This is a genomic window from Streptomyces sp. NPDC096152, assembly GCF_044763235.1.
GTDB lineage: Bacteria > Actinomycetota > Actinomycetes > Streptomycetales > Streptomycetaceae > Streptomyces.
In genome coordinates, this window is sequence record NZ_JBIWFW010000003.1 from 447,502 (window position 1) to 466,053 (window position 18,552).

Annotated in this window: 16 protein-coding genes; 8 read left to right on the forward strand and 8 right to left on the reverse strand. The window is 72.1% G+C overall.

The window, feature by feature from the left end:
- Window positions 1-57 precede the first annotated feature (57 nt).
- On the reverse strand, window positions 58-747 hold the full coding sequence (locus ACIQ9G_RS12255) for a hypothetical protein (protein ID WP_403608399.1): 690 nt from the start codon (window positions 745-747) through the stop codon (window positions 58-60).
- Between the two features lie 126 nt (window positions 748-873).
- On the opposite strand from ACIQ9G_RS12255, the gene ACIQ9G_RS12260 reads away from it, so the two are divergent.
- Window positions 874-2,085, forward strand: a complete 1,212-nt coding sequence (locus ACIQ9G_RS12260) for a pyridoxal phosphate-dependent aminotransferase (RefSeq protein WP_403608400.1) — start codon at window positions 874-876, stop codon at window positions 2,083-2,085.
- Between the two features lie 120 nt (window positions 2,086-2,205).
- The gene (locus tag ACIQ9G_RS12265; RefSeq protein ID WP_403608401.1) at window positions 2,206-2,628 is read left to right on the forward strand and encodes a hypothetical protein; all 423 of its coding nucleotides are present in this window, start codon (window positions 2,206-2,208) and stop codon (window positions 2,626-2,628) included.
- Between the two features lie 290 nt (window positions 2,629-2,918).
- Here the strand turns inward: ACIQ9G_RS12265 and ACIQ9G_RS12270 are convergent, their stop codons facing one another.
- Window positions 2,919-4,742: a phosphoenolpyruvate carboxykinase (GTP) gene (locus ACIQ9G_RS12270; RefSeq protein ID WP_403608402.1), complete on the reverse strand. Its 1,824-nt coding sequence runs from the start codon at window positions 4,740-4,742 to the stop codon at window positions 2,919-2,921.
- Between the two features lie 278 nt (window positions 4,743-5,020).
- Here ACIQ9G_RS12270 and ACIQ9G_RS12275 point away from each other — a divergent pair, with 278 nt between their 5' ends.
- From ACIQ9G_RS12275 to ACIQ9G_RS12285, 3 genes are read left to right on the forward strand one after another with little or no spacing between them, the layout of a single operon-like run.
- Window positions 5,021-5,734: a hemolysin III family protein gene (locus tag ACIQ9G_RS12275; RefSeq protein ID WP_403608403.1), complete on the forward strand. Its 714-nt coding sequence runs from the start codon at window positions 5,021-5,023 to the stop codon at window positions 5,732-5,734.
- Window positions 5,735-5,760: 26 nt separating this feature from the next.
- Window positions 5,761-6,399, forward strand: a complete 639-nt coding sequence (locus tag ACIQ9G_RS12280) for a TetR/AcrR family transcriptional regulator (RefSeq protein ID WP_403608404.1) — start codon at window positions 5,761-5,763, stop codon at window positions 6,397-6,399.
- Between the two features lie 33 nt (window positions 6,400-6,432).
- Entirely contained in the window at window positions 6,433-7,164 is a 732-nt protein-coding gene (locus tag ACIQ9G_RS12285; RefSeq protein ID WP_403608405.1) for a Mut7-C RNAse domain-containing protein, read from the forward strand.
- 7 nt (window positions 7,165-7,171) lie between these two features.
- Here the strand turns inward: ACIQ9G_RS12285 and ACIQ9G_RS12290 are convergent, their stop codons facing one another.
- On the reverse strand, window positions 7,172-9,202 hold the full coding sequence (locus tag ACIQ9G_RS12290; RefSeq protein WP_403608406.1) for a thioredoxin domain-containing protein: 2,031 nt from the start codon (window positions 9,200-9,202) through the stop codon (window positions 7,172-7,174).
- Between the two features lie 199 nt (window positions 9,203-9,401).
- On the opposite strand from ACIQ9G_RS12290, the gene ACIQ9G_RS12295 reads away from it, so the two are divergent.
- On the forward strand, window positions 9,402-12,602 hold the full coding sequence (locus ACIQ9G_RS12295) for a tetratricopeptide repeat protein (RefSeq protein ID WP_403608407.1): 3,201 nt from the start codon (window positions 9,402-9,404) through the stop codon (window positions 12,600-12,602).
- Between the two features lie 26 nt (window positions 12,603-12,628).
- On the opposite strand, the gene ACIQ9G_RS12300 is transcribed toward ACIQ9G_RS12295, so the two are convergent.
- Both ACIQ9G_RS12300 and mca read right to left on the reverse strand, forming a co-directional pair.
- Window positions 12,629-12,874 carry a hypothetical protein gene (locus ACIQ9G_RS12300; RefSeq protein WP_403608408.1) on the reverse strand — a complete coding sequence of 82 codons (246 nt, stop codon included), beginning with the start codon at window positions 12,872-12,874 and terminating at the stop codon, window positions 12,629-12,631.
- A 6-nt stretch (window positions 12,875-12,880) separates the two neighbouring features.
- Window positions 12,881-13,738 (reverse strand): mycothiol conjugate amidase Mca, encoded by an 858-nt coding sequence (mca, locus tag ACIQ9G_RS12305; protein WP_403608811.1) that lies wholly within the window; start codon window positions 13,736-13,738, stop codon window positions 12,881-12,883.
- A gap of 224 nt (window positions 13,739-13,962) precedes the next feature.
- Here mca and ACIQ9G_RS12310 point away from each other — a divergent pair, with 224 nt between their 5' ends.
- Window positions 13,963-14,361: a DUF4307 domain-containing protein gene (locus tag ACIQ9G_RS12310; RefSeq protein ID WP_392190925.1), complete on the forward strand. Its 399-nt coding sequence runs from the start codon at window positions 13,963-13,965 to the stop codon at window positions 14,359-14,361.
- A gap of 176 nt (window positions 14,362-14,537) precedes the next feature.
- A complete protein-coding gene (gene greA, locus ACIQ9G_RS12315; protein WP_403608409.1) occupies window positions 14,538-15,038 on the forward strand; it encodes a transcription elongation factor GreA in 501 nt (166 codons plus the stop codon).
- Between the two features lie 88 nt (window positions 15,039-15,126).
- Here the strand turns inward: greA and ACIQ9G_RS12320 are convergent, their stop codons facing one another.
- The 3 genes from ACIQ9G_RS12320 to ilvA form a co-directional block, all read right to left on the reverse strand.
- Window positions 15,127-15,984, reverse strand: coding sequence for an ABC transporter permease (locus ACIQ9G_RS12320; protein WP_403608410.1), 858 nt, complete (start codon window positions 15,982-15,984; stop codon window positions 15,127-15,129).
- On the reverse strand, window positions 15,981-16,994 hold the full coding sequence (locus tag ACIQ9G_RS12325; RefSeq protein ID WP_403608411.1) for an ATP-binding cassette domain-containing protein: 1,014 nt from the start codon (window positions 16,992-16,994) through the stop codon (window positions 15,981-15,983). The genes ACIQ9G_RS12320 and ACIQ9G_RS12325 overlap by 4 nt, the downstream gene beginning before the upstream one ends.
- Window positions 16,995-17,261: 267 nt before the next feature.
- Window positions 17,262-18,491 (reverse strand): threonine ammonia-lyase, encoded by a 1,230-nt coding sequence (gene ilvA / locus ACIQ9G_RS12330; protein WP_403608412.1) that lies wholly within the window; start codon window positions 18,489-18,491, stop codon window positions 17,262-17,264.
- Window positions 18,492-18,552: the final 61 nt, after the last annotated feature.

Below are 18,552 nucleotides of genomic sequence, written 5' to 3' on the forward strand. Positions count from 1 at the left end.
AGAAGACGTCAGCGGTCCGCGGGGGCGGACCGCCCGTCAACAGGGCGGATGCGTCCGCTACTTGGGCCCTTTGGTGCCCCTGCCGAGCCCCCTGCCGGGCGGGTCCACGGAGGGGGACGGCGCGGTGGTCGAGGTGGGCGCGGTGGTGGTCGTGGCGGTGGCGCCGGAGGACGTCGGAGAGGGGGAGCCGCTCCGCTTCTCCGCCGCCGAAGCGCTCTGCGAGGCATCGCCGCCCGTGCCCGACGGGGCGGCGCCCGAGGTACTGCCGGCCTCCGGTGCGCCGCCGCCGGCCGGATCGGACGACGACCCGGGGGAGCCGGTGGGGGCCTCCCCCGGCAACGTGACCGTTCCGGCCGAGGGCCCCGCACCGCCCCGCTCACCCTCCGTCCCACCCGACGAGGACATGGCGGAGAACCCGGCGATCATCGCGAGGGAGACGGCCCCCACCGCCCCGGCGGCGAGCAGCACGCGCCGGGACCGGCCGTCACCACCCCGCTCCTTCCTGCGCCCCCGGCGCCCGCCCCGATGGCCTTGACGGTCCGGACCCGGTCCCGCGGATTCGCCGTCCGGCACGGAGGGCAGTTCGCACGTCTCGTCGAACGCGTTCTGCCAGCCGTGGGCGGACGCCGGGTCGGTGTAGTCGTCGTACGTCGGAGTGGCCGCGGTCTGCGGGTGGTACACGTTCGGCGCACCCTGGGGCGCCCCCTCTGCGGGCGGCACTCCGTGGACGTCGGGAGGCATGGACATGGCCGGAAAGTCTAGGCGCCGCAGGGGTCCGAGAGACAGCTACCGACGGTAACCACCCATTCCGACGCGTCTCACGTGGCGGAAAACACCACCCAAGCAGCATTACCCGGCCGTAAGCTCCCAAGCATGCAGGTGATCCAGTCGACGAAGCTCGCCAACGTCTGTTACGAGATCCGGGGCCCGGTGCTCGAGGAGGCGATGCGGCTGGAGGCGGCCGGTCACCGGATCCTCAAGCTCAACACGGGCAACCCGGCCGCGTTCGGCTTCGAGTGCCCGCCCGAGATCCTGGAGGACATCCTCCGCAACGTGTCGTCGGCCCACGGCTACGGCGACGCCAAGGGCCTGCTCGCCGCGCGCCGCGCGGTCGTCATGCACAACCAGACCCTCGGCATCGAGACGGACGTCGAGCACGTCTTCATCGGCAACGGCGTCTCCGAGCTGATCGTGATGGCGATGCAGGGCCTGCTGGACGACGGCGACGAGGTCCTGGTCCCGGCGCCGGACTACCCGCTGTGGACGGCCGCGGTCTCCCTGTCCGGCGGCACGGCGGTCCACTACCGCTGCGACGAGCAGTCGGACTGGATGCCCGACCTCGCCGACGTGGAGCGGAAGGTCACCGACCGCACCAAGGCGATCGTCATCATCAACCCGAACAACCCGACGGGCGCGGTCTACGACGAGGCGGTGCTCAAGGGGCTGACCGACATCGCCCGCCGGCACAACCTGCTGGTGTGCTCGGACGAGATCTACGACAAGATCCTCTACGACGGCGCCACGCACACCCCGACTGCGGCGGTCGCCCCGGACCTGCTGACCCTGACCTTCAACGGCATGTCGAAGGCGTACCGGGTGGCCGGCTACCGGGTCGGCTGGATGTCGATCTCCGGGCCGCGGGCGCACGCCGACTCCTACATCGAGGGCCTGACCATCCTGGCGAACATGCGCCTGTGCGCGAACATGCCGGGACAGCACGGCGTGGTCGCGGCGCTCAGCGGGCGGCAGACCATCGGCGACCTGGTGCTGCCCGGCGGCCGACTGAAGGAGCAGCGGGACGTCGCCTACGAGCTGCTCACCCAGATCCCGGGCGTGAGCTGCGTACGGCCGAAGGGCGCGCTGTACCTGTTCCCCCGACTCGACCCCAAGGTGTTCAAGATCAAGGACGATCGGCGGATGGTCCTGGACCTGCTGCGCCAGGAGAAGATCATGGTCGTCCAGGGCACCGGCTTCAACTGGCCCGAGCCGGACCACTTCCGGGTCGTCACCCTGCCCACGGTCGGGGACCTGCGCGACGCGGTGGGGCGGATCGGGACCTTCCTCGAAGGCTACGGCCAGCCCTGACACGCCCTCCCGACCCGGCCCTCACGCAGGGTGTCCCTACGGTCCGGTTCCGCGAACCGGCTCAACTTTAGACGAGTTCTAAGCTAGGATGGCTTCCGTCAGCGCACAGGAGGCCATCCCATGTACGAGCCGATCCGCACCAAGTCGGTCCACAGCACGATGGCCGGCGCCCCCTCCGACTTCCCCCACCGCTCCCGCGAGGAGGAGCTGGACATCCAGCTCGCGGGGCACCTCGCGGCGCTGCTCGCCGTCACCGACGAGCTGCGCGCGCTGACCCCGTCCGCCGACCTGGACGCCGCCGCGGAGCGGCTGGCCGGGCAGGTGGCCCGGCTGCGGGGCGGCCGCGCCCCGGCCCGTGCCTCGTCGGCCGCCGTACAGGAGCCCTCGGCGCTGCACCGGCAGGCGCACGCGCTCGCCGGACGCGCCCTCGTCGTGGCCGCCTCCCGGGCCGACACGGCTGCGGCGATCCTCGCGGCGGAGCGGATGGACGCGCACGCCGCCGCGGCGGGCGAGCCGCAGAAGCTGAGCGGCGTCGCCCACTAGGCCACGCCCCCTACCGCGCCCCCATCGCGCGCCCGCCGGGCCCCGTGCCCGGGGAGCCGCGCCCGCGCCCGGCCCCACCCCCAGAGGGCCGGCCGCCGTACGCGTCGTACCGCGCCCCCGGAGGCCGCACCCGCACGCCGAGAGGGCGCCCCGCACGTCCCGCACCGCACGCCAAGAGGCCGGTCGCGCACGCCGTTGTGCGCGTCCGGCCTCTCGGGGGTCGTCACCGCGGCCGGCCGTGACGATCGCTGGTCAGGGCACGCGACCGGCCGCGGAGTCGTACGGGCTCGTCAGCCCAGGCGCTCGACCAGGGCGCGGTACTGGTCCCACAGCTCCTTGGGCGTGTGGTCGCCGAAGGTGTTCAGGTGCTCGGGGACCAGGGCGGCCTCCTCGCGCCACACGTCCTTGTCGACGGTGAGCAGGAAGTCCAGGTCGGACTCCGACAGGTCCAGGCCCTTGGTGTCCAGGGCGCCCTTCGCCGGCAGGACGCCGATCGGGGTCTCCACGCCCTCGGCCTTGCCGTCCAGGCGCTCGACGATCCACTTCAGCACGCGGCTGTTCTCGCCGAAGCCGGGCCAGACGAACTTGCCCGCGTCGTTCTTGCGGAACCAGTTGACGTAGTAGATCTTCGGCAGCTTGGACTGGTCCTTGCCCTTGGCCACCTCGACCCAGTGACCCATGTAGTCGCCCATGTTGTAGCCGCAGAACGGCAGCATGGCGAACGGGTCGCGGCGCAGCTCGCCGACCTTGCCCTCGGCGGCGGCGGTCTTCTCGGAGGCGACGTTGGCACCGAGGAAGACGCCGTGGTTCCAGTCGAAGGACTCGGTCACCAGCGGCACCGCGCTGGCGCGCCGGCCGCCGAACAGGATCGCCGAGATCGGCACGCCCCTGGGGTCCTCCCACTCGGGCGCGATGATCGGGCACTGCGAGGCGGGCGTGGTGAAGCGGGCGTTGGGGTGCGCGGCGGGCGTCCCGGACTCCGGGGTCCAGGAGTTGCCCTTCCAGTCGGTGAGGTGGGCCGGGGTCTCCTCCGTCATGCCCTCCCACCAGACGTCGTTGTCGTCGGTGAGGGCGACGTTCGTGAAGACCGAGTTGCCCCACAGCGTCTTCATCGCGTTGGCGTTGGTGTGCTCACCGGTGCCGGGCGCGACGCCGAAGAAGCCGGCCTCGGGGTTGATCGCGTACAGGCGGCCGTCCTCGCCGAAACGCATCCACGCGATGTCGTCGCCGATGGTCTCGACGGTCCATCCGGAGATCGTCGGCTCCAGCATGGCGAGGTTGGTCTTGCCGCAGGCGCTCGGGAAGGCCGCGGCGACGTACTTCGACTCGCCCTGCGGCGGGGTCAGCTTGAGGATCAGCATGTGCTCGGCGAGCCAGCCCTCGTCGCGCGCCATGACGGAGGCGATGCGCAGGGCGTAGCACTTCTTGCCGAGCAGCGCGTTGCCGCCGTAGCCGGAGCCGTAGGACCAGATCTCACGGCTCTCGGGGAAGTGCGAGATGTACTTGGTGGAGTTGCACGGCCACGGCACGTCCGCCTGGCCCGGCTCCAGCGGGGCGCCGAGGGTGTGCACGGCCTTCACGAAGAAGCCGCTGTCGCCGAGCTCGTCCAGCACCGGCCGGCCCATGCGCGTCATCGTGCGCATGGACACCGCGACGTAGGCGGAGTCGGTGATCTCCACACCGATCGCGGACAGCGGGGAGCCGAGCGGGCCCATGCAGAACGGGACGACGTACATCGTCCGGCCCTTCATGGAGCCGCGGAAGAGTCCCTGCTCACCGGCGAAGATCTCCCGCATCTCGGCGGGGGCCTTCCAGTGGTTGGTCGGACCGGCGTCCTCCTCCTTCTCGGAGCAGATGAAGGTCCGGTCCTCGACGCGGGCGACGTCCGTCGGGTCGGAGGCCGCGTAGTAGGAGTTGGGGCGCTTGATCGGGTCGAGCTTGCGGAAGGTGCCCTTCGCGACGAGCTCCTCGCACAGGCGCTCGTACTCGGCCTCGGATCCGTCACACCAGACCACGTTGTCCGGCTGCGTCAGTTCGGCGATCTCGTTCACCCACGAGATCAGTTCCTGGTGCTTGGTGGGGATGACGGGGGGAGCCGCGATGTCGCGCGCCACGATCGCTCCTAAATGAGGGATTTTTGTCTTGTCGCCCCGTGGGGGCTGCGACCCGGATGCTTCGTAGCCGCTCATCCGGTGCCGACCGCACTCATTTGATCATCCGACGAGAGTGCGCATCTGTCCAGAGGGCGTCACAGGTGAGCAACGTGAGGAACGCCACGGTTGCCGTGATTCTTTGCGTCCACGTTGGGTTCAGCTGGAAGACTTTTTGCGTTCCGGCCGGTCACGGACCGCACTGATGGGCCACTTACGGTGGCGTAGGTACCATGCAGTCCATGACTGCGTCCGCCTCCGACGCGCCTCTGGACCCGCCGGCCGCCGGCCGCGGTCCGGTCGCGCTCTCCCTGCCGCATCCGGTCAAGCCCAGGCTCCGAGGCTGGCTGCACCTGGGCATGTTCCCGGCCGTGCTCGTCGCCGGGCTGGTACTCACCGCCCTGGCCGACTCCACCCGCGGCCGGATCGCGTGCGGGATCTACGTCCTCACCGCCTGCCTGCTCTTCGGCGTCAGCGCGCTGTACCACCGCGGCAACTGGAGCCCGCGCATGGACGGCGTGCTGCGCCGCCTCGACCACGCGAACATCTTCCTGATCATCGCGGGCACCTACACGCCGCTGACCATGCTGCTCCTGCCCGGCGCCAAGGGGCAGTGGCTGCTGTGGGGCATCTGGGCCGCGGCCGCCGCGGGCATCGTCTTCCGCGTCTTCTGGGTCGGCGCCCCACGCTGGCTCTACACCCCCTGCTACATCGCGATGGGCTGGGCGGCCGTCTTCTTCCTGCCGGACTTCATGCGCACCGGCGGCATCGCCGTCCTGGTCCTGGTGATCGTCGGCGGCCTGCTGTACAGCGCGGGCGGTGTCGTCTACGGCATCAAGCGGCCGAACCCGTCACCGCGCTGGTTCGGCTTCCACGAGGTCTTCCACACCTTGACCCTCGCCGCCTTCGTCGTCCACTACGTCGGCATCTCCCTGGTGGCGTACCAGCACGCCTGACCTCGGCCCCGGACCGATGCCGGACAATGACCTCCATGACGGCCCCCCGCACCACCACTCCCGCCGGCCCCCCGCAGCCGGGCCTGCGCGAGCGGAAGAAGATCAAGACCCGTGAGGCGATCCGCGCGGCGACGTACGCACTCGTCGAGGAGCAGGGGTACGACGCCACGACGATCGAGCAGATCGCCGAACGGGCCGAGGTGTCGCCGTCGACCGTCTTCCGGTACTTCCCCACCAAGGAGGACATCGTCCTCACCGACGAGAACGACCGGGTCCTCCTGGAGGAGCTGCGCGCCCGCCCCGCGGACGAGCCCTGGACGGAGTCCGTCCGCCAGGTGCTGCGCCAGGCCGTCGGCCTCGGTGTCGGTACGGACCCCGGGCCGGCGCGGCTGCGCACCCGGCTGATGGTCGAGGTGCCCGCGGTGCGCGCCCGGATGACGGAGAGCATGTCGGTCACCGGCCGTATGCTCTGTGCCGCCATCGGCGAGCGCACCGGCCGCGACCCGCACGGGCTGGAGGTGCGGGTCTGGGCGATGTCCCTCATCGGCGCCCTGACGGAGACCTCCCTGTACTGGGCCGAGCACGGCCACCGGGAGGACCTCGCGGACCTCGTCGACCGCGCCCTCACCGTTCTCGAACACGGCGTCCCGGCCAAGAACACCTGAGGCGCCGGCCGCCGGCCGTGCCATCCTGGCCGGGTGAACGGTCCCGAGATCCTCGTCGGCTTCGACCCCGGCCTGCGCCTGTTCGTCCCGCACACCCGGCGGGGCGGCGCCACCCCCGTCGTCACCGACGGCGTCTCCACGCTCGGCCACGTCGTGGAGTCCCTGGGCGTCCCGCTCACCGAGGTCGGCGCGCTGGTCGTGGACGGCCACGAGGTGCCGGCCTCACACATCCCGGCGGCCGGCGAGGCCGTGAGCGTACGCGCCGTGGAGCGCCCCCAGGAGGTCCCCGGCGCGCCCCTGCGCTTCCTCCTCGACGTCCACCTCGGCACGCTCGCCCGCCGGCTGCGGCTGCTCGGCGTCGACGCGGCCTACGAGTCCACGGACATCGGCGACCCGGCCCTCGCCACCCGCTCGGCGGCCGAGAAGCGGGTGCTGCTCAGCCGCGACCGGGGGCTGCTGCGCCGCCGCGAACTGTGGGCGGGCGCCTACGTCTACAGCACCCGCCCCGCGGACCAGCTCCGCGACGTCCTCGACCGCTTCCACCCCGAGCTGCGCCCGTGGACCCGCTGCACCGCCTGCAACGGGCTGCTGCGGCAGGCCACCAAGGACGAGGTGGCCGACCGGCTCGAGCACGGCACGCACCGCACCTACGACGTCTTCGCGCAGTGCCTCGACTGCGGGCGCGCCTACTGGAAGGGCGCCCACCACGACCAGCTCGTGGCGATCGTGGAGCGCGCCCTCGCCGACTACGCGGACCACGGCTGACGCGGCCTCACCCGCTCAGCGCGGCACGCAGTCGCTCCGGGTCGCTGGTCGGGGCCTCACAGGTGAAGTTGCGGCAGACGTACGCGGTCGGCTCACCGCCGGCGAGCGGACGCTCGGCGAGCAGCGGGAACTCGTCGCTGTCCGGAGTCCCGTAGGCGACCACCGCGCCGGGCGCGGTGCCCAGCAGCGCCGTACGGTGCAGCGCCTTCGCCGCGGCGTCCTGCTGCGAGGGGCCGACCACAGCGACCTCGCGCGGCCCGTCCAGCAGCGCCTCGGCGACGGCCAGCCCCCAGCCGACGAAGCGCGGAACCCGCGGGCCGAGGGCCGCGACGACACCCGACGCCCGCTCGGCGGCCGTGCGGTGGGCCTCGGAACCCGTGTGGGCCGCGTACCCGAGCAGGGCGCCCGCGGCGGCGGTCCAGCCGGAGGGGGTGGCGTTGTCGGTGGGGTCCTGGGGGCGGCGGATCAGTTGCTCGGCGTCGGCGGCGGTGTCGTAGAGAGCGCCGGAGTCGTCGGTGAACCGGGTGAGGACGTGGTCCAGGAGCAGGCCCGCGAAGTCGAGCCAGACGCCCTCCCCGGTGACCGAGGCCAGGGCGAGGAAGCCCTCGGCGACGTCGGCGTAGTCCTCCAGCACGCCCGCGTTCGCGCCGGCCCGGCCGTCCCTGCTGGTGCGGGACAGCCGCGCGTGCTCGTCCAGGTGCAGCCGGACCAGGAGATCGGCCGCGCCGACCGCGGCCTCGACCAGGTCCGGACGGTCGAAGTAGGCGCCGGTCTCGGCGAGAGCGGCGATCGCGAGCCCGTTCCACGCGGCGACGACCTTGTCGTCGCGGCCGGGGGCGGGCCGCCGCGCGCGGCTGTCGAACAGCCGGCGCCTGACCGAGGCGACCCGCTCCGCGTCGGACACGCCCTCTCCCTCCGGCAGCTGGAGCACCGAGGAGCCGTGCTCGAAGGTGCCCTCCTCGGTCACGCCGTAGTAGCGGGCGGCGAGTTCGGCGTCGTCCTCCCCGAGGACCTCGCGGAGCTGGTCCGGAGTCCAGACGTAGTACACCCCCTCGACGTGCCGCCCGGTGCCGTCGTCGCTGTCGGCGTCGAGCGCGGAGGCGAACCCGCCCTCTTCCGTGCGCAGTTCCCGCACCATGAAGTCCGCGGTCTCCAGCGCGACACGGCGGGCGAGCCCGGAACCGGTGGCCCGCCACAGGTGGGCGTAGACCCGGCACAGCAGGGCGTTGTCGTACAGCATCTTCTCGAAGTGCGGCACGACCCAGTCGCGGTCGACGGAGTAGCGGGCGAAGCCGCCGCCGAGCTGGTCGTAGATGCCGCCTCGGGCCATGCGCTCGCACGTGTCCCGGGCCATCTGCAGGGCGCCCTCGGAGCCGGTGCGGGCGTGGTGGCGCAGCAGGAACTCGATCACCATCGACGGCGGGAACTTGGGAGCGCCGCCGAACCCGCCGCGCTGCGGGTCGTACTCGCGGGTGAGGCCCAGCAGGGCCTGGGCCAGCTCCTGCTCCCCCGGCATCTGGGTGCCGCCGTGGGTCAGCTCGCGCCCGGCCAGGTCCCGCACGATCTTCTGGGCGACGTCGGTGACCTCGTCCCGGCGCGTGGCCCAGGCCTGGTGGACGCCCTCCAGGACCTGCCGGAAGGAGGGCATTCCGTGACGGGCGTCCGGCGGGAAGTACGTGCCGAAGTAGAAGGGTTCCGCGTCGGGCGTGAGGAAGACGGTCATCGGCCAGCCGCCCTGCCCGGTGGCCGCCTGCACGGCCTCCATGTAGACGGCGTCGACGTCGGGGCGCTCCTCGCGGTCGACCTTGACGCTGACGAAGTTCTCGTTCATGACGGCCGCGGTGGCCTCGTCCTCGAAGGACTCGTGGGCCATCACATGGCACCAGTGGCAGCTGCTGTACCCGACGCTCAGCAGCACGGGGACGCCGCGCCGCCGCGCCTCCTCGAAGGCCGCGCCCGACCAGGGCCACCAGTCGACGGGGTTCTCGGCGTGCTGGAGCAGGTAGGGGGACGTCTCGTGGGCCAGTCGGTTCGGCATATCCCCATCCTGCCTCACCGGCCGTGCACGGGCACGGAACGTGACCGCCGCCCGCCCCGCCCCCGCCGGCCCCTCCCCCACGCCGCCACGGGCCGGCACGGCCGCCGGGGCCGAGGCGTTGATCGCCGCCCTCTCGCGCTCGCGCCCGTGCCGAAGGACACTCGTGGGCAAAGGAGTTGTGGCCGGAGGGGGACGGGACATGCGGGACGCTCATCGGGCGGAGGCCGAGCGGCTGCTGACGCGGGCCGTGGAGGAGGAGGTGCGGCGGTCGGGCGGCCGTGTGGACGGCGGCGTGCTGCTGTCCCGGGCGCGCGGCGCGCTGGACGGCATGGCGGGATCGGCGGCCGAGGAGTACGACGCCTACACGCACGCCCTGGACGAGGCGGCGGCCGGACAGCCGACCTTCGCCCAGCGGTACGCCCGGGACGGCGCCGGAACTCCCCTGCTGGTCGCCGCCGTTGCCGCGCTCGCCGCCGCCGTCGCCGACGTGGCGCTGGGCACCGGCGCGGGCACCGCCGTCGGCGCGGGCGTCACCGTCGGCGTCGTCGCCGCGGCGGCCACCGTCGTGAAGGTGACCGCGGCCCACCTGCCCGCGGCACACCACCGCGCCGGTGCGGCCGGCCAGCCCGGCGGCCCGGAGCAGTTGCGGCTGCAGTGGCTCACCGCGCTGGAGGTGCGCGGCATCCGCCCGTTCCTCGACCAGCAGCGGGTGCTCAGCGCCTCCACCACGCCGAAGAGGACGGCGCCCCGGCTGCGCGGCGCGGACAAGAGCGCGGCGGCCCGCCGGCGCAGTGTCCTGGAGCAGTCGTTCGGGCAACTGCCGGAGCCGACGGGCGTGTTCGCCGGACGACGGCAGGAGACGGCGCGGATCCGGCAGTGGGTGCAGGCGGCCCGCGCGAGCACGCGGACCCGGCCGACGGTCGTCGTCCTGCACGGCGAGCCCGGATCCGGCCGCAGCACCCTCGCGGTCCGCGCCGCGCACGACCTGAAGGACCAGTTCCGCGGGGCGGTCGTCGTCGACCTGCGCGGCGCCAGCCCGGAGGAACCGCCGCTGCCCACCCGCGACGCCCTGCTGCACCTGCTCAACCGGCTCGGCGCCCCCCGCGAGCAACTGCTGTTCCGCGAGCGCTCCTCCCCCGACCAGCAGGTCAAGCGGCTGAGCGAGCTGTACCACCAGCATCTGACCGACCTGCCGGTGACGATCGTGCTGGACGACGCCTCCGATCCCGATCAGGTCCGCGCCCTGGTGCCCGAACGCTCCGACAGCCTGATCCTGGTCACCGCGCGCACCCCGCTGGACCTGCCCGCCGACCTGCCGGCCTGGGTGCACCAGCTGCCGGTGGAGGCACTGGACGCGGCGGGCGCGGAGGAACTGCTGAACGCGGCCGCGCAGGACACCTCGGGGCCCTACGACGCCGAATCCGCCGAGAAGGTCAGGCAGTTGTGCGGGGGACTGCCGCTCGCGCTGCGCATCGCGGGCTCCTCCCTCGGCCCGCGCTCGCCGCGCCGGCTGGCCACCGATCTCGGCGCCTACGGCCCGGTGGAGCCGGTCGAACGGGCGCTGTGGCTGCGGTACACCGACCAGCCGGAGCCGGCCCGGCGGCTGCTGCGGCGGCTCGCCCTGGCCGGCCGGTCCTCCCTCGGGGCAGCCGCGGCCGCCGCGCTGGTGGCGGCGGACGAGGCGGAGGCGACCGGGCATCTGGCGGCCCTGGCCCGGGCGGGCCTGATCGACCACGTCCGGGGCAACCGCTACCGCCTGCACGACCTGGTGCGCGCCTTCGCCCAGGCCCGGCTGCTGGACGAGGAGGACCCCGCCGAGCGGACCGCGGCGCAGGAGCGGCTGATCGTGAACTACGCCGAGCTCGCCGACTCGGTGCTGCGGCTGGTCGACGGCAACATGTCCACCCGCTCGGACCGCTTCAGCCCGCACGGCTTCACCTCCCTCGACGAGGCGCTGCGCTGGCTGGACGACGAGTCGAGCTTCATCACCTCGGCCCTGCGGCACACCGAGGGCGTGAACCAGGCGGCCGTGCTGAACCTGCTCGGCGCGCTGTGCGACTACTGCCTGCTGCGCGGCGACCTGTACCGGCTGGGCGAGATCAGCGAGCTGACCCAGGCCGTGGACCAGGGCCTGCTGGTCCGCTCCGTGCAGTGGCGCACCGGCATCGCGGCCCGCCAGCTCGGCGAGCTGGACAAGGCGCGCACCACGCTGACCTCCGTCGTGGACCTGTATCTCCAGGCCCACCACGACGCGGGGGCGGCACGGGCCCTGACCTCCCTCGGCATCACCCTGCACCACCAGGGCAACCTCACCGAGGCGGCGGCCAGGCTGCGCGAGTCCCTGGAGATCCAGGCCGCGCCGGAGCTGGCGACCGACCGCGCCTGGACGATGCACGCGCTGGCGGCGGTGCAGCGCGACCGGGGCCGCCTGGCGGAGGCCCTGGACCTGCTGAACCGGTCCCTGGTGCTGCACCGGGAGGGCGGGTCGGTGCACGGCGAGGCATGGGCCCACTTCCAGCTGGGGCAGCTGGCCCTGCGCCGGAACGACGTACCGCGCGCGGAGACGGACCTGCGCGAGGCCCTGGACCGGTACGGACGCACCCGTGACGCCCGCGGCGAGGCGTGGGCCATGACCCAGCTGGCGCGGGCACGGCTGGTGGCCGGGGACGCCTCCGAGGCGGTGGACGGACTGCGCCTGGCGGCGGCCCGGCACCGCGACAACGAGGACGCGCGCGGCGAGGCGTGGACGCTGTACTACCTCGGGCAGGCGCTGGAGGAGACCGGCACCCTCGACCAGGCGGTCCGTGAACTGGAGCGGTCCCGCACGATGTTCTCCCGGATGCGGGACGTCTACGGTCTGGCCTGCGCCCGTCATCACTCGGCCCGGGTGACCCGGAACCAGCGGGCGGCCCAGACCGGTTCGCTGCGCAACTCCGGGTTCGCCCGGCAGCTGCTGGTGGACGCCCGCGCCGACTTCCAGCGCATCGGCGTCGCCCACGGCGAGGCCTGGACGTGCCTGGAGCTGGCGGTGGTCGACGCGGGCAACGCCCGTACCCAGCAGGCGCTGGCGCTGTGCGACGAGGCGGCGGCCCTCTTCGCGTCCTACGGCGACCGCCGCGGCGAGGACTGGGCCCGCTTCCTGCGCTGCACCCTGCTGCCGTACGCGGCCCCGGGCGGGGTGGAGGTGGGTACGGCGGTGGCCCAGGAGGAGCTGTCCCGGCTCGCCCGCGACGGCCACCCGGCGCGCGACGGCAAGCTCGACGACTACGTGGAGGCCTACCAGCTCCTCCTGGAACGCGGAGTGAACCTGGAGGCGGGCTGGCAGGCCTGGCGCCTGGGCATGGTTCCGGACCGGCACGCCCGCGAGGTGATGGGGGTGGCGGTACCTGCGGACCGGTGACTGCGGTCACCGGCCCCGCCCGGCGGTCAGCCCTGGTGGGCCTTGGGGTCGGCCGAGGGGGCCTCGGACTCCTCCTTCGGGTCCGGGGCCTCGTGGAAGTCGACCCTGCCCATGTGGCGACTCATCGACTTCATCAGGCCCCACACCGCCAGGGCCATCACCGCGAAGACGATGAAGCCGAGGACGCCGGGGGTGACCTTGTTCTCGTCGATCTCCGCCAGAGGGACGAGGTGCGTCATTGCCAGGCTCGCGCTTGCGCTCATGTCAGGCATTGTCCCTCAGTGCTGCCGGACGCCCGCAAAGAGGTCGTCCTCGGGGAGCGAGGTGTCCACGAGGGACTTCGCGAGCTCGTACTCCTCCGTCGGCCAGACCTCCTTCTGCAGGTCCAGCGGCACCCGGAACCAGCCGCCGTCGGGGTCGATCTGGGTGGCGTGCGCGATCAGCGCCTTGTCGCGGATCTCGAAGAAGTCGGCGCAGGGGATGTGCGTGGTGAGCGTGCGGTCCTTGTGGCCGGACTTGTCCCAGCGCTCCAGCCACTCGCCGTAGGGGGACTCCATGCCCCGGTCCAGCAGGGCCTTGTGCAGCGCCTCGGTGCGGGGGCGGTTGAAGCCCTGGTTGTAGTACAGCTTCCGCGGCTGGTACGCGGGGCCGAACTGCTCCTCCGGGTACTTCTCGGTGTCCGCCGCGCCCTCGAAGGCCACCATCGAGATCTTGTGGGTCATGATGTGGTCGGGGTGCGGGTAGCCGCCGTTCTCGTCGTAGGTGGTGATCACCTGGGGACGGAAGGACCGGATCTTCCGCACCAGCTCGCCGGCCGCCTTGTCGACGTCCTCCAGGGCGAAGCAGCCCTCCGGCAGCGGCGGCAGCGGGTCGCCCTCGGGCAGACCGGAGTCGACGAAGCCGAGCCACTCCTGGCCGACGCCGAGGATCTCCCGGGCCTCGTCCATCTCCTTCTTGCGCACCTCGTGGATGTGCTCCTCGATGTACGAGTCGCCCTGGAGCTTGGGGTTGAGGATGGAGCCGCGCTCTCCGCCCGTGCAGGTCACCACCAGCACGTCCACCCCCTCGGACACGTACTTCGCCATGGTGGCCGCGCCCTTGCTCGACTCGTCGTCGGGGTGCGCGTGCACGGCCATCAGTCGCAGCTGGTCAGTCAAGGCTCAATCCTCAGTCGGGTCGGTGCCCGGTGTGATCGGGCAGTCAACGGTTTGCCGTCCCGGGGGGACGAGCGTCCGGGGCGGCGGTCTGGCGCCGGGCGGGGGGCTTCTATAGTGACCGAATCGGGGGGCGAATAATTCCGGGGTACGGCTCCGGGAGCCCCTCGCGGGACCCACGTCCCGCCCCTGCGGAGAGGACGATCATGAGCACGGCGAGCACCCGGCTGCCCGAGGGCCGCTACGGCCGCTCCCCGGCCGAGCGCGGCGACCGCCCGCTCAAGATCGCCGGCGCCGTCTTCGGGGCGCTCCTCGTCGCCCTGATCGGCTACTTCGCCTACCACTACGTGGGAGAGAACAAGATCAGTGGCCAGGTGATCACCTTCCAGGCCGCCGACGACGCGGTGCGGGTCCATCTGGAGGTCCGCAAGGACGCCGGCGCCCGCGGCTACTGCACCCTGCGCTCGCAGGCCGCCAACGGTGACGAGGTCGGCCGCGCGGACTTCCGTTTCGACCAGCACGCCACCCGGATCGACAAGGTCGTCACGCTGCGCACGACGTCCCGGGGCACGACGGCCGAGCTGCTCGGCTGCCACGCCGGCTGAGGATCCGGTTTCATACGGAATACGTACGCACCGACCTGCGCTGACACGAATCCCGTGACTTATGTCCTCCCCCTTGCGCCGCTGAATTGTTAGGCTCGTGGTTTCGCCCATCCGAGAGGGAACATTCTTCTGGGTAGGGCGATGCTTTGTATTCCCAGTACCGACGAGGAGCACCTGTGACCCAGACCAGCGAGAACGTCACCTGGCTGACCCAGGAGGCGTACAACAAGCTCAAGGACGAGCTTGAGCACCTTACTGGTCCTGCGCGCACGGAGATCGCCGCGAAGATCGCCGCCGCGCGCGAGGAGGGCGACCTGCGCGAGAACGGCGGGTACCACGCGGCCAAGGAGGAGCAGGGCAAGCAGGAGCTCCGTGTGCGCCAGCTGACCCAGCTCCTTGAGAACGCCCAGGTCGGCGAGGCTCCGGCTTCCACGGACGGCGCGGTCGCGCCCGGCATGGTCGTGACGATCGCCTTCGACGGTGACGAGGACGACACGCTGACCTTCCTGCTGGCCTCGCGTGAGTACGCGAGCGCCGACATCGAGACCTACTCGCCGCAGTCGCCGCTGGGCGCCGGCGTGATCGGCCACAAGGTCGGCGAGGGCGCGGAGTACGAACTGCCGAACGGCAAGACGGCCAAGGTGAAGATCCTCAAGGCCGAGCCGTACTCGGGCTGAGTACCCGCACGGACACTTCGGCGAGCCCCCGGCGCTCTTTCGCGCCGGGGGTTTCGTCATGTCCGCTTCAGCGCGATCACGCGGCGGCTCACGCCGTCGCCGAGCGGTACTTCCGTACGGCGAGGGTGCGGAATATGACGATGATCAGGACCGAATAGAGCAGTGAGGCCCAAACCGGGTGCTGCATCGGCCAGGCGGTGGAGTCCGACCGTCCCGGGTTGGCGAAGAGCACGCGGCAGGCCTGGACGGTGGCGCTGAACGGGTTCCACTCCGCGATGTGGCGCAGCCACGGGGTCATGTTGCTGGAGTCCACGAACGCGTTGGAGATGAAGGTCACCGGGAACAGCCAGATCAGTCCGCCGGAGGTGGCCGCCTCCGGTGTGCGCACCGACAGGCCGATCAGGGCGCCGATCCAGGTGAAGGCGTAGCCGAGCAGGAGCAGCAGGCCGAACCCGCCCAGGACCCGGCCGGCGTTGGTACTGCCGTCGGACCCGACGCGCCAGCCGACGAGCAGCGCGACGACGGCGAGGACGAGCAGGGTCAGCGCCGTCTGCACCAGGTCGGCGAAGGTCCGACCGGTCAGCACCGCGCCGCGCGCCATGGGCAGTGAGCGGAACCGGTCGATCAGGCCCTTGTGCATGTCGTCGGCGATGCCCGCGCCGGAGCTGGCGGTGGCGAACGTGACGGTCTGCGCGAAGATGCCCGCCATCAGGAAGTTCCGGTAGGTGGCGGGGTCGGTGCTGCCGCCCACCTGCATGGAGCCGCCGAAGACGTACGAGAACAGCACCACGAACATGATCGGCTGGATCAGGCCGAAAATCACCATCTCGGGGATCCGGGACATCCGGATCAGATTGCGTTTAGCCACGACCAGCGAGTCGCGGATCGACCCGCTGAGGGCGTTGCCGGGCGCCGTGGGGCGCGCCCGCTCGGTGACGGCACTCACTTGACGGCCTCCTTGTTGCGCCTGCGGTCTCTGGCGTCCGCGCCCTTGTCACCGGTCTCCTCGTCGCCGCTCTCGGCGACGTGGCCCGTCAGGGACAGGAACACGTCGTCGAGGGTGGGGCGGCGCAGTCCGATGTCGTCGATCTCGATGCCGCGGGTGTCGAGCTCGCGGATCACCTCGGCGAGCAGCTTGGCGCCGCCCGTGACCGGCACGGTGAGCCTGCGGGTGTGCTCCTCCACGGTGGTGTCGCCCTTGCCGAAGCCGCGCAGCACCTCGGAGGCGCCCGGGATGCGCTCACGGTCGTGCACGACGACCTCGACGCGCTCGCCGCCGGTGCGGGCCTTGAGCTCGTCGGAGGTGCCGCGGGCGATGACACGGCCGTGGTCGACCACCGCGATCTCGTGTGCCAGGTGGTCGGCCTCTTCGAGGTACTGGGTGGTCAGCAGCAGTGTCGTACCCCCGGAGACGAGCTGCTTGATGACCTCCCACAGCTGCTGCCGGTTGCGCGGGTCGAGGCCGGTCGTCGGCTCGTCCATGAACATGACCGGCGGCGAGACGACGAGCGCGGCCGCCAGGTCGAGCCGGCGGCGCATGCCTCCGGAGTAGGTCTTCGCGGGCCGGTCGGCGGCGTCGGCGAGGTTGAACTGCTCCAGCAGCTCCCGGGCGCGGGCCTTCGCCGCCGCGGACCTCATCTGGTAGAGCTGTCCGACCATCTGGAGGTTCTCACGGCCGGTCAGATACTCGTCGACCGCGGCGAACTGGCCGGACAGCCCGATGGAACGGCGTACCTCGTCGGGCTGCCGGAGGACGTCGAGGCCGGCGACGACGGCCTTTCCGCTGTCGGGCCGCAGCAGCGTCGTCAGACAGCGCACGGCGGTGGTCTTGCCCGCGCCGTTCGGCCCGAGCAGCCCCAGCACCGTGCCCTCGGGGACATCGAGGTCGACGCCGTCCAGAGCCCTTACGTCGCCGAAGGTCTTCACCAGGCCTTCGGCATAGATGGCGCCTGGCATGTGTGTCTCCACGTCGTCGGAAATGGTTCGTGGGAGCGAGGCCGGAGGAGGAAGGATGGTGCCGGCCCCGCGCGAGCAGGAACTGCGGACGTGCGGGTGTGCGTGCTCCACCTCGGTCAGGGAGGTGGCATGCGACACACCATAACGCGATGTATCGCGTCTCTCAATGGATTTTCCCGAACGAGTGACTAGGGGTTCCCTGAGCCGCGGTTCCGCCGTTCCGGCGACTCAGCCCAGGACCTCGGTCCACGGCCTCACGCCGTGACCTCAGCCCATGACCGTGTAACCGGCGTCGCGCAGAGCCTGGTTGACCTCGGCGCAGTGCTCCGGGCCCTTCGTCTCCAGGTGCAGCTCCACCTCCGCCTCCGTGAGCCCGAGCCGCGGATCGGTCCGTACATGGCTCACATCGAGGACGTTAGCGTCCACCACTGACAACACCCCCAGCAAAGTGGCCAGCGCGCCCGGCCGGTCCGTCAGCCGCAGCCGGACGGCCAGGTAGCGGCCCTGCGCGGCCATGCCGTGCCGCAGGACGCGCTGGAGCAGCACCGGATCGACGTTGCCGCCGGAGAGCACGGCCACGACCGGGCCCTCGAAGGCGTGCGGGTCGCCCAGCAGCGCCGCCACCGGGCTGGCCCCGGCCGGCTCGACCACGAGCTTGGCCCGCTCCAGGCAGAGCAGCAGCGCGGCCGACAGCTGGTCCTCGGACACCGTGCGCACCTCGTCCACCAGATCGCGCACGAGCCCGAACGGCACATCGCCCGGCCGCCCCACCTTGATGCCGTCCGCCATCGTCGCCGGGTGCGGGACCGACACCGGATGGCCGGCCGCGAGCGAGGGCGGGTAGGCCGCCGAACCCTCCGCCTGCACACCGACGATCCGCACGTCCGGCCGCAGCGCCTTCACCGCCACCGCGATGCCCGCAAGGAGCCCTCCCCCGCCGACGCCCACGACGATCGTGCGCACCTCCGGGCACTGCTCCAGGATCTCCAGCCCCACCGTGCCCTGCCCCGCGATGATGTCCGGGTGGTCGAACGGATGGATGAACACCGCCCCGGTCGCGGCCGCGTACTCCTCGGCGGCCGCCAGCGTCTCGTCGACCACCTGGCCGTACAGACGCACCTCCGCGCCGTACTCCCGCGTGGCGCTGACCTTCGGCAGCGGGGCGCCCTTGGGCATGAACACCGTGGCGTGGACGCCGAGCAGCGACGACGCGAGCGCCACACCCTGCGCGTGGTTGCCGGCGCTCGCGGCCACCACCCCGGCGGCCCGCTCCTCGGGCAGCAGCCCGGCGATACGGACGTACGCGCCGCGCAGCTTGAACGAGCCCGTCCGCTGGAGGTTCTCGCACTTGAGGTGCACCGGCGCGCCCACCAGCTGGGACAGATGCCGACTGCCCTCCATCGCGGTCACCCGCGCGACTCCCGAGAGCATCTTCTGGGCCCCGCGCACGTCGTCGAGGGTGACGGTGCGCGACGGGCCGGCCGTGCTGTAGCTCATGACTCGAGTCTCGCAGTTCACAGGCCCCACGCGCCCGGTGTGACCAACGTCCGAGACCGGT

What these genes read in the sequence shown, in the direction of transcription:
- mca (WP_403608811.1), bottom strand. Translation starts at nt 13,738, where the DNA reads ATGGCCGTGCACGCGCACCCCGACGACGAGTCGAGCAAGGGCGCGGCC.
- ACIQ9G_RS12275 (WP_403608403.1), top strand. Translation starts at nt 5,021, where the DNA reads ATGACTGCGTCCGCCTCCGACGCGCCTCTGGACCCGCCGGCCGCCGGC.
- ACIQ9G_RS12255 (WP_403608399.1), bottom strand. Translation starts at nt 747, where the DNA reads ATGTCCATGCCTCCCGACGTCCACGGAGTGCCGCCCGCAGAGGGGGCG.
- ACIQ9G_RS12260 (WP_403608400.1), top strand. Translation starts at nt 874, where the DNA reads ATGCAGGTGATCCAGTCGACGAAGCTCGCCAACGTCTGTTACGAGATC.
- ACIQ9G_RS12290 (WP_403608406.1), bottom strand. Translation starts at nt 9,202, where the DNA reads ATGCCGAACCGACTGGCCCACGAGACGTCCCCCTACCTGCTCCAGCAC.
- ACIQ9G_RS12325 (WP_403608411.1), bottom strand. Translation starts at nt 16,994, where the DNA reads ATGCCAGGCGCCATCTATGCCGAAGGCCTGGTGAAGACCTTCGGCGAC.
- ACIQ9G_RS12295 (WP_403608407.1), top strand. Translation starts at nt 9,402, where the DNA reads ATGCGGGACGCTCATCGGGCGGAGGCCGAGCGGCTGCTGACGCGGGCC.
- ACIQ9G_RS12300 (WP_403608408.1), bottom strand. Translation starts at nt 12,874, where the DNA reads ATGCCTGACATGAGCGCAAGCGCGAGCCTGGCAATGACGCACCTCGTC.
- ACIQ9G_RS12265 (WP_403608401.1), top strand. Translation starts at nt 2,206, where the DNA reads ATGTACGAGCCGATCCGCACCAAGTCGGTCCACAGCACGATGGCCGGC.
- ilvA (WP_403608412.1), bottom strand. Translation starts at nt 18,491, where the DNA reads ATGAGCTACAGCACGGCCGGCCCGTCGCGCACCGTCACCCTCGACGAC.
- ACIQ9G_RS12280 (WP_403608404.1), top strand. Translation starts at nt 5,761, where the DNA reads ATGACCTCCATGACGGCCCCCCGCACCACCACTCCCGCCGGCCCCCCG.
- ACIQ9G_RS12310 (WP_392190925.1), top strand. Translation starts at nt 13,963, where the DNA reads ATGAGCACGGCGAGCACCCGGCTGCCCGAGGGCCGCTACGGCCGCTCC.